13 protein-coding genes are annotated in these 13424 nt (G+C 73.2%); 6 read left to right on the top strand and 7 right to left on the bottom strand.

Translation table 11 applies throughout. The features are described from left to right. Positions 1 to 20: 20 nt before the first annotated feature. From ybeY to era, 4 genes are read left to right on the top strand one after another with little or no spacing between them, the layout of a single operon-like run. The gene (ybeY, locus tag ACFVNO_RS18060; protein ID WP_355259798.1) at positions 21 to 509 is read left to right on the top strand and encodes an rRNA maturation RNase YbeY; all 489 of its coding nucleotides are present in this window, start codon (positions 21 to 23) and stop codon (positions 507 to 509) included. Further along, positions 509 to 1885, top strand: a complete 1377-nt coding sequence (locus ACFVNO_RS18055) for a hemolysin family protein (RefSeq protein ID WP_220562640.1) — start codon at positions 509 to 511, stop codon at positions 1883 to 1885. Before ybeY ends, ACFVNO_RS18055 begins: the two co-directional genes overlap by 1 nt. Then, positions 1882 to 2223 (top strand): cytidine deaminase, encoded by a 342-nt coding sequence (locus ACFVNO_RS18050; protein ID WP_220562639.1) that lies wholly within the window; start codon positions 1882 to 1884, stop codon positions 2221 to 2223. Before ACFVNO_RS18055 ends, ACFVNO_RS18050 begins: the two co-directional genes overlap by 4 nt. A gap of 10 nt (positions 2224 to 2233) precedes the next feature. Continuing rightward, the gene (era, locus tag ACFVNO_RS18045) at positions 2234 to 3202 is read left to right on the top strand and encodes a GTPase Era (RefSeq protein WP_355259804.1); all 969 of its coding nucleotides are present in this window, start codon (positions 2234 to 2236) and stop codon (positions 3200 to 3202) included. An 87-nt stretch (positions 3203 to 3289) separates the two neighbouring features. On the opposite strand, the gene ACFVNO_RS18040 is transcribed toward era, so the two are convergent. Next, on the bottom strand, positions 3290 to 4072 hold the full coding sequence (locus tag ACFVNO_RS18040; RefSeq protein ID WP_260697241.1) for an IclR family transcriptional regulator: 783 nt from the start codon (positions 4070 to 4072) through the stop codon (positions 3290 to 3292). 246 nt (positions 4073 to 4318) lie between these two features. Here ACFVNO_RS18040 and ACFVNO_RS18035 point away from each other — a divergent pair, with 246 nt between their 5' ends. Both ACFVNO_RS18035 and allB read left to right on the top strand, forming a co-directional pair. Further along, positions 4319 to 5593, top strand: coding sequence for a DUF6986 family protein (locus ACFVNO_RS18035; RefSeq protein WP_220562637.1), 1275 nt, complete (start codon positions 4319 to 4321; stop codon positions 5591 to 5593). A gap of 117 nt (positions 5594 to 5710) precedes the next feature. Beyond that, positions 5711 to 7060: an allantoinase AllB gene (gene allB / locus ACFVNO_RS18030; RefSeq protein WP_378893861.1), complete on the top strand. Its 1350-nt coding sequence runs from the start codon at positions 5711 to 5713 to the stop codon at positions 7058 to 7060. 116 nt (positions 7061 to 7176) lie between these two features. On the opposite strand, the gene alc is transcribed toward allB, so the two are convergent. The 6 genes from alc to uraD all read right to left on the bottom strand — a co-directional run bounded on the left by alc (position 7177) and on the right by uraD (position 13159). Then, on the bottom strand, positions 7177 to 8304 hold the full coding sequence (gene alc / locus ACFVNO_RS18025; RefSeq protein ID WP_355259810.1) for an allantoicase: 1128 nt from the start codon (positions 8302 to 8304) through the stop codon (positions 7177 to 7179). A 90-nt stretch (positions 8305 to 8394) separates the two neighbouring features. After that, positions 8395 to 9321, bottom strand: coding sequence for a LysR substrate-binding domain-containing protein (locus tag ACFVNO_RS18020; protein WP_355259813.1), 927 nt, complete (start codon positions 9319 to 9321; stop codon positions 8395 to 8397). A gap of 97 nt (positions 9322 to 9418) precedes the next feature. Then, positions 9419 to 10909 carry a nucleobase:cation symporter-2 family protein gene (locus ACFVNO_RS18015; RefSeq protein WP_378893856.1) on the bottom strand — a complete coding sequence of 497 codons (1491 nt, stop codon included), beginning with the start codon at positions 10907 to 10909 and terminating at the stop codon, positions 9419 to 9421. Between the two features lie 208 nt (positions 10910 to 11117). Continuing rightward, positions 11118 to 12014 (bottom strand): factor-independent urate hydroxylase, encoded by an 897-nt coding sequence (gene pucL / locus ACFVNO_RS18010; protein ID WP_355259819.1) that lies wholly within the window; start codon positions 12012 to 12014, stop codon positions 11118 to 11120. 246 nt (positions 12015 to 12260) lie between these two features. Further along, positions 12261 to 12605 (bottom strand): hydroxyisourate hydrolase, encoded by a 345-nt coding sequence (gene uraH, locus ACFVNO_RS18005; protein ID WP_220562631.1) that lies wholly within the window; start codon positions 12603 to 12605, stop codon positions 12261 to 12263. Next, positions 12602 to 13159, bottom strand: coding sequence for a 2-oxo-4-hydroxy-4-carboxy-5-ureidoimidazoline decarboxylase (uraD, locus tag ACFVNO_RS18000; protein ID WP_355259823.1), 558 nt, complete (start codon positions 13157 to 13159; stop codon positions 12602 to 12604). The genes uraH and uraD overlap by 4 nt, the downstream gene beginning before the upstream one ends. Positions 13160 to 13424: the final 265 nt, after the last annotated feature.

Genomic DNA, 13424 nt, shown 5'->3' with positions numbered 1-13424 from the left:
AAGTGAGGCATCCGCAACCGATGAGTATCGACGTCGCCAACGAGTCCGGCGTCACCACCGTGGACGAGGAGCGGCTCTCCCGGCTCGCCCGGTACGTGCTGGACGCCATGCGGGTGCACCCGCTGGCCGAGCTGTCCGTGGTCCTGGTCGACGAGGGCCCGATGGCCGACCTGCACGTGCGCTGGATGGACGAGCCCGGACCGACGGACGTGCTGTCGTTCCCCATGGACGAACTGCGCCCCGGCGGCCCCGGCCGCACCAGCGAGCCCGGCGTCCTCGGTGACGTGATCATCTGCCCGCAGGTGGCCGAGCGCCAGGCCGAGAAGGCCGGGCACAGCACCGAGGCGGAGATCGACCTGCTGTGCACGCACGGCATCCTGCACCTGCTGGGCTACGACCACGCCGAGCCGGACGAGCACAAGGAGATGTTCGGCCTCCAGGGTGAGATCCTCGCCTCCTGGCGGGAGAGCGAGGCCCAGCGGGCCGCGGAGGGGGACGAGACCGCCTGATGAGACCGTCGGTGTGGCCCGATGTCGCCGCCCTGACCACCGGCGACCCCGTCGAATGGATCACGTCGTTCGCCGTCGCCCTGGCGCTCACCGCCGTGGCCGGGTTCCTGGTGGCCGCCGAGGTCGCCGTCACCCGGGTGGCGTCCGTGGGCCTGCCCGAGGGCACCGGCCGGGGCTGGGAGAAGGTGGCCGCCGACCCCACCCGCCACCTGAACGTGCTGCTGTTCCTGCGCGTGGTCTGCGAGGTGTGCGCGGTCATCGCCGCCGCGGTCGGCATGGTCTTCCTGCTGGGACTGGGCTGGCCCGCGCTGGTCCTGACGGCGGTGGCGATGGTCGTGGTGGAGTCGGTGCTGATCGCCGTCACCCCGCGCATCCTGGGCCGCCAGTTCTCCGGGCAGCTGGCCCGCGCCTCCGTGGCGATCGTGTACCCGGTCCAGGTCGTGGTGGGCCCGCTGGCGCAGCTGCTGGTGGGCGCCGGGCGGGCGCTCACCCCGCGCGGCAAGGGCGACCGGGAGGGGCCGTTCAGCACCGAGGTGGAGCTGCGCCAGCTGGTGGACCTGGCCGAGCAGGGGGAGGTCATCGACCCCGAGGAGCGCCAGATGATCCATTCGGTGTTCAAGCTCGACGACACGTCGGTGCGCGAGGTCATGGTGCCCCGCCCCGACATCGTGTTCACCTCGCGGGAGGCCGACGCCGACGCCGTGCTCACCCTGGCGCTGGCCAGCGGGTACTCGCGCATCCCCGTCACCGGGGAGGACGAGGACGACGTGGTCGGCATCGTCTACCTCAAGGACCTGGTGGACCGGCTGCGCGACCGCTGGGCCGCGGCGGCGGGCAACCCCGGCGGGGAGGTGCCGCTGACCGCGGGCGACGTCATGCGCCCGGCCACCTACGTGCCCGACACCAAGCCCATCGACGAGCTGCTGCGCGAGATGCAGAAGCAGCGCAACCACGTCGCGGTGGCCATCGACGAGTACGGCGGCACCGCCGGGCTGGTCACGCTGGAGGACATCGTGGAGGAGATCGTCGGCGAGATCACCGACGAGTACGACCACGAGATCCCCCCGGTGCAGTGGCTGGACGAGGACCGGGTCCGGGTGACGGCGCGGCTGCCGCTGGGCGAGCTGGCCGAGCTGTTCCCCGACGAGGACCTGGACGTCGACGACGTCGAGACGGTCGGCGGCCTGGTGGCGTTCGTGCTGGGGCGGGTCCCGGCGGGCGGGGCCCAGGCGCAATACGCTGGGCTCAGGCTCACCCTGGAGGGGAAGAGCAGCCGCCGCAACCGGATGACGACCGTCCTCGTGGAACGCCTTCCCGGAGAACAGGGTGAGGACGAGCGGGACGGGAACAAGAACACAAGGAGCACGGAACAGTGAGCGACACGACCCTGGGCGCCGAGGACACCAAGCTCGTCACCCTCGCGCGCGCCTCGCGGGCCCGCAACGCCGCGCCCGAGGGCGCCGCGGTGCGCGACGAGACCGGCCGTACCTACGTGGCGACCACGGTGTCGCTGCCCTCGCTGAAGCTCAGCGCGCTCCAGGCGGCCGTGGCCGCGGCGGTCTCCGGTGAGGCGACCGCGCTGGAGGCCGCGGTGGTGGTCACCGCGGAGCCGGAGCTCGACGGGGCCGACCGCGCCGTGCTGGACGACCTCAAGACCGCGACGGTGGTGATCGCCGCCCCCGACGGGGTGCCGGCGGGCATCATCCGCCGCTGAAGAAGGACATATGAACGACCTCGACCTGGAGAAGCTGCGGGTGCCGCTGACGATGCCCTCCTACCCGGAGGGCTTCCGCAGCGGTTTCGCGTGCTTCGTCGGCCGCCCGAACGTGGGCAAGTCCACCCTGATGAACGCCCTGGTCGGCCAGAAGGTGGCGATCACGAGCAACCGGCCGCAGACCACGCGGCGCACGGTGCGCGGGATCGTGCACCGGCCCGACGCGCAGCTGATCATCGTGGACACGCCCGGACTGCACAAGCCGCGCACCCTGTTGGGGGAGCGGTTGGACTCGCTGGTGCGGTCCACGCTGGTCGAGGTGGACGTCATCGCGTTCTGCCTGCCCGCGAACGAGCCGATCGGGCGCGGTGACACCTACATCGCCAGGGAGCTGGCCGAGCAGACGAACACCCCGGTGGTCGCGCTGGTGACCAAGACCGACCTGGCCGACAGGGCGCAGGTGGGCGAGCAGCTGATGGCGGTGGACCGGCTGGGGGAGTGGGCGGACATCGTCCCGGTGTCGGCGCAGGCCTCCTACCAGCTGGAGACCGTCACCGACGTGCTGTGCTCGCACCTGCCGGAGGGGCCGCCGCTGTACCCGGACGGCGACCTCACCGACGAGCCGGACGAGATGCTGGTCGCGGAGCTGATCCGCGAGGCCGCCCTGGAGGGCGTGCGCGACGAGCTGCCGCACTCGATCGCGGTGGTCGTCGACGAGATGGGGGAGCGGGAGAACACCAGGCCCGGCAAGGAGCTGGTGGACATCTACGCCTCGCTGTACGTGGAGCGCCCCAGCCAGAAGGCGATCGTGATCGGCACCAAGGGCTCCCGCCTGCGCGACGTGGGTTCGCGGGCCCGCAAGCAGATCGAGGGCCTGCTCGGGCAGCGGGTGTTCCTGGACCTGCGGGTGCGGGTGGCCAAGGACTGGCAGCGCGACCCCAAGCAGCTGCGCAAGCTGGGCTTCGACCAGCCGACGTAGCAGGGCGTGCGCGAACGGGCCCCGGAGCGACGGCTCCGGGGCCCGTTCGCGTCCCGGCCCCGCGCCCGGGCGCGGGGCCGGGAGGGCTCAGTCCCGGGGGTTCTGGTTGTTGAGGTCCCCGGCCAGGGTGGCCGCGCACTGCTGGACGATGGGGGCGGCGCGGTTGACGAAGTCCCAGCTCACCCGGGCCTCGGGGCCGGAGATGGACACGGCCATCCCGGAGGGGGCCCCGGTGACGGGGACGGCGACGCAGCGTACGCCGATCTCCTGCTCCCCGTCGTCGATGGCGTAGCCGTTGTGGCGGATGGTGTGGAGTTCGGCGATGAACCGTTCGGGGTCGGTGATGGTGCGGTTGGTGGCGGCGGGCATCCCGGTGCGGCGGACGGTGGCCAGCGCCTCCTCGTCGCCGAGCTGGGAGAGCAGTGCCTTGCCGACCCCGGAGGAGTGGGGCAGGACGCGGCGGCCGACCTCGGTGAACATGCGCATGGCGTGCGGCGAGGGCACCTGGGCGACGTAGATGGCCTTGTCGCCGTCGAGCATGGCGAGGTTGGCGGTCTCGCCGAGCTCCTCCACGAGCTGGGCCAGGTGGGGGCGGGCCCAGGTGCCGAGCATCTTGGCGGCCTTGTCGCCCAGGCCGATGAGGCGGGGGCCCAGGGCGTAGCGGCGGGAGGGGAGCTGGCGCACGTACCCGTTGCCGACCAGGGTGCGGATGATCCGGTGGATGGTGGGCAGGGGGAGGCCGGAGGCGTCGGCGAGCTGGCTGAGGGAGGTCTCCCCGCCGGCGTCCGCCATGATCTCCAGCAGCGCGAACGCGCGGTCGAGGGACTGGACCCCGCCGGTGCGCCGGACCGGGTCGTCGGGGCGGGCCAGGTCCGCGCCGGATGTCTGTGAGGCTGCCAAGGCTGGTGCTCCCCTGCTGTGGGCCGCTGCGGTCACCCTCCTTATTTTGCAATACGAAAGAGGGTTTTCGCTCTTGCTTTCCGAGGGAACTCCCGGGACCCGTGGTCTGGGCCGCCCTGAACCCTTGTTCTTCCGGATAGTAGAAGTTAGTATCCGCATATAGGAATTTGCGCGTGCCTCGCAAAGACGCGCCGACCACGGAGGAGGACATCGGACGTGGCCAAGGACACCCCCCGGGACCTTGCTGATCTGGTCGCCGGACTCGACTCCCGGCTCGCCGACGCGGACGCCCGCCTGGGCCGGGAGTACCCGGGTGCGCGCGGCGCCCGGCAGCCGGTGCACAGCGTTTACGTGCCCGCCGACCGCGTCGGCCCGGGCCTGGCCGCCGACTGGGGTGCGCAGGCGCTGGCCTCGCTCGACGAGTACGCCCCCGAACCCGCCGACCTGGCCCGGATCACCGGCCTGGACGAGGCGGCCGTCGCCGACGCCCTGCCCCGCGTGCGCGCCAAGCTCGCCTCCGAGCCCGTCGAGGACCTGCGCGCCGACTTCGAGGACGGCTACGGCGCCCCCGGCGACGAGGCGGAGGACGCCCACACCCGCGCCGTGGCCGAGGCGTTCGCCGCGGACCTGGCCAAGGGGGAGGCCACCCCCTACTTCGGCATCCGGATGAAGGGCATGGAGGCCGCCGGCCGCCACCGCGGTGTGCGCACCCTCGACCTCTTCCTGCGCACCCTCCTGGAGGCGCACGGCTCCCTGCCCGAGGGCCTGGTCCTCACCCTGCCCAAGATCACCTCCGTCGAGCAGGTGGAGGCGATGGCCTGGCTGGCCGGTCGGCTGGAGCGGCGCTACGGCCTGGAGGAGGGGCGGCTGGGCTTCGAGCTGCAGATCGAGACCCCCCAGTCGATCCTGCTCGCCGACGGCACCGTCGCCGTTCCCCGGATGATCGCCGCCGGGGCGGGCCGGGTCACCGCCCTGCACTACGGCACCTACGACTACAGCGCCGCCTGCGGGATCACCGCCGCCCACCAGAGCCTGGCCCACCCGGTGGCCGACCACGCCAAGTCCGTCATGCAGGTGGCCGCCGCCGGGACCGGCGTGTGGCTCTCCGACGGCGGCAGCAACATCCTGCCGGTCGGCACCGCCGAGGAGGTGCACGCCGCCTGGCGGCTGCACGCCGGCCTGGTGTCCCGCTCCCTGGAGCGCGGCTTCTACCAGGGCTGGGACCTGCACCCCCGCCAGCTGCCGATCCGCCACCTGGCCGGATTCGTGTTCTACCGTGAGGCGTTCGCGCCGGCCGCGGCGCGGCTGCGCGCCTACCTGGGGTCGGTGGAGGGCGGCAACGTTGCCGACGAGCCCGCCACCGCCCAGGCGCTGGCCTCGGTGCTGGCCCAGGGGCTGCGCTGCGGAGCCCTGGACGGCGGGGAGGTCGCCGAGGCGACCGGCACCGACGCCGACACCCTCCTGGCCCTGGCCACCCGCCGGGTGGGCTGACCGGGTCCGGCGCCCCGGCACGGAACGGGCGCCGGACCGGGCCGCCCCGTGCGGCCGTTGTCGGGACGCCCGGACCCCCTCGGGGGTCCGGGCGTCCCCGTGAAGGAAAGGTAGGAGATGGACCGTCTCGATCTGGTCGTCCGCGCCGAGCGGGCCCTCACCCCGCGGGGGGAGCGCCCGGTGACCCTCGGGGTGCGCGACGGAACGGTGGTCGAGGTGCTGGACGGCGCGGACGCGCCGCTGACCGGGGCGCGCGAGCTGCGCGCCGCCGCCGACGAGGTGCTGCTGCCCGGGCTGGTGGACAGCCACGTGCACGTCAACGAACCCGGCCGCACCGAGTGGGAGGGCTTCGCCTCCGCCACCCGGGCCGCCGTCCTGGGCGGGGTGACCACCCTGGTGGACATGCCCCTCAACAGCGTCCCGCCCACGACCACCGTCGCCGGGCTGGACGCCAAGCGGGCGGCCGCCGACGGCGTCCTGGCGGTGGACGTCGGCTTCTGGGGCGGCGCGGTGCCGGAGAACAGCCGTCCCGGCGGGACGGGGGAGCTGACCGCGCTGTGGGAGCGCGGGGTCTTCGGGTTCAAGTCGTTCCTGTCGCCCTCGGGGGTCGACGAGTTCGGGCACCTGTCCGCCACCGAGCTGGCCACCGCCGCCGAGGCGATCGCCGCGTTCGACGGGCTGCTCATCGTGCACGCCGAGGACCCCGACGTGCTGGCCGCGGCCCCGGTGGCCGCCGGGCGCGACTACGCCGCCTTCCTGGCCTCGCGGCCCGACGACGCCGAGACCCGGGCGATCTCCCTGGTGATCGAGACGGCCCGGCGCACCGGCGTGCGGGCGCACATCCTGCACCTGTCCAGCGCCGCGGCGCTGCCGCTCATCGCGCGGGCCCGGGAGGAGGGCGTCCGCCTCACGGTGGAGACCTGCCCGCACTACCTGACCCTGGCCGCGGAGGCCGTCCCGGCCGGTGCCACCGGGTACAAGTGCTGCCCCCCGATCCGCGGGGAGGGCAACCGCGACCTGCTGTGGCGGGCGCTGCGCGAGGGCCTGATCGACTGCGTGGTCAGCGACCACTCGCCGAGCACCCCCGACCTCAAGGACCTGGACACCGGTGACTTCGGCACCGCCTGGGGCGGGATCTCCGGTCTCCAGGTGGGGCTGCCCGCGATGTGGACCGAGGCGAGGCGGCGCGGTGTCCCGCTGGCCGAGGTGGTGGCCTGGATGTCGGCCGCCCCCGCCCGGGTGGCCGGGGTGTCCGGCAAGGGCGCGATCGCCGCCGGGACCGACGCCGACCTGGTGTTCTTCGCCCCGGAGGAGGAGGTGCGGGTGGACGCCCGGGAGCTGGCCCACCGCAACCCGGTCAGCGCCTACGACGGCGCGGTGCTCACCGGCCGGGTCCGGCGCACCCTGCTGCGCGGGGCCGAGGTCACCGGGGACTCCACGGCGGGGCGGATGATCGAGCGCTCCTGAGACGACGGGGGAGGGCGGCGCACCCGTGCGGGTGCGCCGCCCTCCGTCCTCTCCCCGTACCGGCGGAGGGGAGGGGGCCGGCGGCCGACCGCCGAACACCGGCCCCCGGCTCTCGGTCAGGCGCGGGTCCGTGCCCACCGGCGCTCCAGGCCGGCGGTCCCGGCCTCGGTCAGGGATCCGTACACGTGCAGGCGGGCGAGGCCGCCGTCGGGGAAGACGTCGGTCCGCACGTGCGTGGCGGTCACCGGCGCCGGGAGCACGAACCGGTGGATGCCGTCCGGCTCCAGCCGGGTGCGGCCCAGGATCTCGAACCACGCCTCGGGGTCGTCCCCCTCCGCGTCGCGGCCCAGCACCGTCACCCACCCGGCGGAGTTGCCCTTGAGGTAGGAGGTGTCCAGGACCAGGGCGCGGATCTCGCCCTGGGCGGCGAGCCGGAAGCGCACCCAGTCGTGGCCGTCGTCGCGGCGCCGCCGGTTCTCCCAGCCGTCGTCCATCTTCTGGGAGCGGCCCGGCGCGATGATGTTCTCGGGGGAGGAGTAGAACCGGTCCGAGGCGTCCTCCACCGCGCCGCCGTTGAGCAGCGCGACCAGGTCGAAGGAGCCCAGGGCGGCCAGCCAGACAGGATCGGCGACCGGCTCGCCGTACACGCGCAGGCGGGCGATGCCGCCGTCGGGGAACTGCTTGACCCGCAGGTGGGTCCAGCGGTGCCCGTCGGCCACCTCGAACCCGTTGGCGGCGTGTCCGTACACGGGGGTGCGCGCCACCAGCTCGGTCCACTCGGCCTTGAGCAGCTCGTCGGTGGTGGGGGTGCCCTCCACGTGGGCGGCCTCCACGCTCACCTCGGTGGGGTGGTTGCCGCGGAAGTGCGCGGTGTCCACGACCACGCCGCGGACCACGCCGGGCAGGGCCAGGCGGACCAGCGCCCAGTCGTGGTCGTCGGCCGAGGGGTGGGGGCTGTCGGCGGCCGGGCCGCGGCGGCGCCGGGTCTCCCAGCCGTCCATGACCTTGCCCTTGTGCCCGAAGGCGTGGGGGTCGAACTCGGCGGGTTCGGGCCGCAGCATGTTCTCGCGGTGGGCGAAGAACTCGTCGTTGGCGGCGACCACGGCGCCCCCGAGCCTGCGGTCCGCGAGGTCCACCAGGCCGCCGAGGTCGAGGTCGGTGGGCCGGTAGTCGGCGTAGGGGTCGCCGCCGGAGTAGGGGCGGGCGTTGTAGGCGCGCGGATCGAAGCCGGGGGTGGTGCTCATGGTCCTCCTGCCGAGCGAGGGATCTTTCGGACATCCTCAGATTGGCAGGAGGAAACAGTCATTTCCAGCGAAAGTTTCCGATCACCGTGTTCATTCGAACTGAACATTCGCGGTGGCGAGGGCGGCCGCGCGGTCCACCAGGGCCCGCAGCGCCACCGCGATCTGCGGCCGCTCCCGCGACCCGGCGCGCACCGCCCACACCACGTGCCGCCGCGGCCGGTCCTCGTGCAGCACCCGCAGGGCCACCCCGGGGCTGTCCCCGGCCGCTGCCAGCCGCGGCACCAGCGCCACCCCCAGCCCGGCGGCGACCATGTCGAGGATGGCCCGCCAGTCCGAGGCCACGTGCGCCTGTTCCGGGGCGAACCCGGCCTGGGCGCAGGCCGCCACCGTGATGTCCCGCCACGGGCCGTCGGCGCCGTAGATCCAGGGCTCCCCGGCCAGTTCGCGCAGGCGCAGCGCGGGGGCCCCGGCCAGCCGGTGCCGGGCGGGCAGGGCCGCGTCCATGGGGTCGGTGAGCAGGCCGGCGCGCTCGAAGCGGTCGTCGCGCCCGGTCGGGGCCTGCGCGGCCAGCGACAGGCCGATGTCGATCTCCCCCGCGGCCAGCAGGTCGTACACCTCCGACGCCTCGGCCTGGTGCACCCGCACCGCCAGGCCCGGGTGGGCGTCGCGCACCGCGCTCAGCGCGGGCACCACCAGCCCGGGCACGGCCGTGGCGAACGCGCCCACCCGCACCGTCCCGGCCCCGCCGCGGGCGAACCCGTCCAGCTCCGCCTCGGCCCGCTCCAGCTGGGCCAGCACGATGTCGGTGTGCCGCAGCAGCACCCGGGCGGCGTCGGTGAGCCGCACCCGGCGCCCGTGCGGCTCCAGCAGCTCCACCCCCACCTGGCGGGACAGGGCGGACAGCTGCTGGGAGACGGCGGAGGGGGTGGTGGACAGGGCCTCGGCGGTGGCGCGCACCGTCCCGACCCGGTCGAGGGTGCGCAGCACGCGCAGCTTGCGCAGGTCCCAGTCGGTCATGGTCACAGGCATACCATTCGGCTCCGGTGAACGGGAAAGGGAACGGGGGCGGGTGCGCCCCGATGGCACGCACCCGCCCCCGCCGCGGGGGACCGGCTCAGATCCGGTCGGGGTCCTCCTCGCGGTAGGCGGCCCCCGCCTGGTCGGTGTACTTGGCCTCGCCCGGGCCGGCCGAGCCGATCTCCCGGGTGTCGATCGCGGCCGGCTCCGCCCGGTCGCCGCCGCCGATCACGTTGAAGCAGATGTTCAGCAGGATCGCCGACACCGCGGCGCCGATGATCCCGGAGTGGGCGATCATCTCCACGGACGAGGGCAGGAAGGAGTAGAACGTCGGGTAGGCGAGCGGGATGACCGCCACCCCGACCGACGCGGCCACCAGCACCAGGTTGAGGTTGCGGGTGAAGTCCACCTTGGCCAGCGTCTTGACGCCGCTGGCGGCCACGCTGCCGAACAGCACCAGGCCGGCCCCGCCCAGGACCGGGGCGGGCAGGGCGGCCATCACGCCGCCCAGGATCGGGAACATGCCCAGCAGGATGAGGATGCCCGCGCCCACCGCCACCACGTAGCGGCTGCGGATCCCGGTGAGCGCCAGCAGCCCGATGTTCTGGGCGAACGAGCTGGTCGGGGTGGAGTTGAAGATCGGGCCGATGATCGACCCGCTCACGTCGGCGCGCAGGCCCGCCGAGATGCGCCGGGCGTCCACCTTCGTCCCGGTGATCTCGCCGACGGCGATGATGTGCGAGGCGCCCTCGGTGAGGACCACCAGCATGATCACGCACATCGTGGCGATCGCGGCGGGCTGGAACTGCGGGGCGCCGAAGTAGAACACCGAGGTCGGGTTGAACACGATGTCGGCCTCGCCGACCCGGCTGAAGTCGGCCATGCCCAGGGGCAGCGCCACCAGGGTGCCCACCACCATGCCGAGCAGGATGGACAGCCGCCCCCAGATCCCGGGCAGCACCCGGGAGCCCAGGAGGATGACGGCGAGCGTGACCCCGGCCAGGGCCAGGTTGGCCAGGGGCGCGGCCGGGACCGACGCGCCGTCCGCGCCGGTGTGGACGCCGCCGTCCATGATCCACCGGGCGGCCACCGGCATCAGGCTGACCCCGATGACGGTGATGATCGTGCCGGTGACGATCGGCGGGAAGAAGCGGATGAGCTGCCCGAAGAACGGGGTCAGGCACAGGGCGAAGACGCCGGCGGCCAGGGAGGCGCCGAACGCCACCGGCAGGTTCTCGCCGTTCTCGCCCGCGGCCAGGGTGGTGACGGCGCTGACGGGGACGAAGGAGGCGGCGACCACGATCGGCATCTGGGCGCCGATCCGGCGGTGGCCGACGGTCTGGATGAGGGTGGCGATCCCGGCCACCAGCAGCGCGCCGCTGACGAGTATCCCCATGGAGGCGGGGTCGTTCGCGAGTCCGGCGGCGGCGCCGATGACCAGGGCCGGCGCGACCGCGCCGGCGTACATGGTGAGGATGTGCTGGATCCCGTAGACGAGCAGCAGCCGGGCCGGCAGCTTCTCGTCCTCGGGGCGCGGGGCGGGGGCGTTCGTTGTGGCCGAGTCCTTCGCGGACGGACTGTTCGACATGGCCAGTTTCCAGCCTTTGTTCAGGTGACCACGGGGGGTGGTCGGTCTCTCGGGCGCGTGCGCCCGACGAATCGCACCGCCTGCGGCCCGTGCCGGGGCACGGCGGAGGCGGGCAGCCCGCTGCGCTGCGGGCAGGCGAGGGGTCACCTCGGATCGGGGGGCGGGTCCGGGGCCCGGCCGCACGTCGGGCCCCGGGGGAGGGCGGGGATCAGACGAAGCCCGGCACGGACTTCCACGCGTCGCCCGGCTCGGGGGCGTCGTCGCGCTCGACGACGGCCTCGATCTTTCCGTAGGGGCGGTCGGCGGCGAAGAACACCTCGTTGGGGTTGTCCAGGCCGAACGGCGACAGGTCCACCAGGAAGTGGTGCTTGTTGGGCATCGAGAAGCGGATCTCGGCGACCTCGGGGTGCGCCTCCAGGACGGCGGTGCCCATCTGGAAGAGGGTCTGCTGGAGGGCGAGGCTGTGCGTGTTCGCGAAGGCCTCCAGGCACAGCGCGCGGATGGACGCGTAGGCCTTGTCGAAGTCGTGGTCGGTGCCGATGTAGCGCCAGCGGGCGGTGACGTCCGTGGCCAGGATGCGGTCCGTGGTCTCCTGGAGCGTGGTGTAGCGGGTCTTGGGGTACCCGTGGAACTCCGAGCCGGTGGACTTCAGGACGGTCAGGCCGGTGAAGCCGGAGACGACCCACTCGCGGCCGCCGTCCTTGGTGACGACGGTGGTGCGGGTCTCGGCGCCGTTGCGCACGAAGGAATGGTCGTGGGGGCCGTCGGAGGTGACGATGCGCTCCCAGGAGTACTCCTCGATCTCCTGCCGGGCGCCGTGCACGTACTCGTGCTCGTCGACGAAGTGGCGGGCCAGGCGCAGCGCGAAGTCCTCGACGGCGCCGACGCCGCCCCACTCGCGGGCCTTGGCGTAGACCGTGTTCTTCTGGGTGTCGGTCGGCAGGCACGTGGCGTTGTCGCCGACGGTGTGGACGTCCTCCAGGTCGCCGCGCAGCTGGGAGGTGACGTTGACGTCCTTGATCCGGTGGACGTCGGTCTGGCGGTCGACGTGGACGAGGCGCACCTCGGCCTTGCCGTACTGGTTGTCTCCGAGTCTGATGCCCATCAGGGTGAACTCCATCCGTGTGGATAAGTCTTCGTCGTTCGCGTGTGAACGCTGTGCGTACGAGGGAGGACCGCTGGTCATGCGGAAGGACCTATCACGCACCCTGAGTCTGTGATCCTGCGTGTCGCCGTGTCCTGAGGCGTGTCCTTTCGGTTGCGTTCGGGTGTCCGTCGCCGTGTTCCCCTGAACCTCCGCTGCGCTGCGGGTCCGTGCCCGGCGGTACAGGAGGGCGTTCGGGAACAGGGCCTAGGAGCCCCGGTAGGTGGAGTAGGCGAACGGGCTGAGCAGGAGCGGCACGTGGTAGTGCGCGTCCTCGTCGGCGAGGTCGAACACGATGGAGACCTCGGGGTAGAACCCCCGCTGCCCCGTCGCCCCGAAGTAGGCGGCGGTGTCGAAGGTGATCCGGTGGTATCCGGCGGCGAGCCGCTCGGGGCCCAGGTCGCCGACCCGGCCGTCGCCGTCGGTCACGCCCTCGGCGACGGTCTTCCAGGAGGAGCGGCCGGGGTCGGCCGCGGCCTCCAGCCGGACGGGGACGCCGGCCGCGGGGCGGCCGAGCGCGGCGTCCAGGACATGCGTGGTGACGTGGCTCATCCTTCGGCCTCCAGGAGTTTGACCAGGCGCAGGGCGGCGATCCGGCGCAGTTCGCCGCCGACGACGGCCAGTTCGGTGTCGCGGTCGTTGCCGAGCCGTCCGACCAGGTCGGACAGCAGGTCGCGGGGGCCGCGGCCGCTGGCGCAGACCAGGTAGATCTGCCCGAACCTCTCCTCGTACTCCTGCTGGGCGTACTGGAAGATGCGCTGGACGCGGACGGCGGCGTCGTCGGTCTCGGAGGCGAACGCGGACTGCTCTCCGCGCGACCAGGCGGCCTCGGTGCCCCGGCCCCGGGCCTTCTCCCCGATGCGGGGGTGACGGGCCAGTGCGGAGGCGACCTCGTCGGCCGTGATCTCGCGGGCGTGGGCGTCGGCCGTGTCGAGGAGGGCGGCGCGGTCGGCGTAGGGGGCGGCGGCCGCGACGGCCCGCACCCAGCGTTCCACGTCCAGGCACTGCGCGAGCTCGGCGCGCAGTCCCTCCTCGGAGAGGGCGTTGAGCCGGTCCAGACCCTGGTCGGGCCGGGTGTCCGGCTCCGCCGAGGTGCTTTCGGGCATGGGGTTCTCCCGTGACCCGGCCGAAGCCGGGCTTTCATAGTGCAGACATGCGATTCCGTATTACGGATTGCAGGGACTCTAGTTGATGGCAGTGTGACCTTGTCAACACTCGCAAGGGGCTTTCGGTGAAAAACAAGCGGATTCATGACATGGGCAAAAGATCCGCCGAACGTGCGGAGGCGGTCGTGGTCCGGAGGGTGCCGGGGGTGGTCGGCGCGGCCGGCGGCGGCCGGTCGGCCCTGGGGGTGTTGACAACCGGGGCGAC

Origin of the sequence: Nocardiopsis sp. NPDC057823 (genome assembly GCF_042797335.1) — a bacterium.
Taxonomy (GTDB): domain Bacteria; phylum Actinomycetota; class Actinomycetes; order Streptosporangiales; family Streptosporangiaceae; genus Nocardiopsis; species Nocardiopsis changdeensis.
This window is presented reverse-complemented; position numbering and strand designations above follow the sequence as displayed.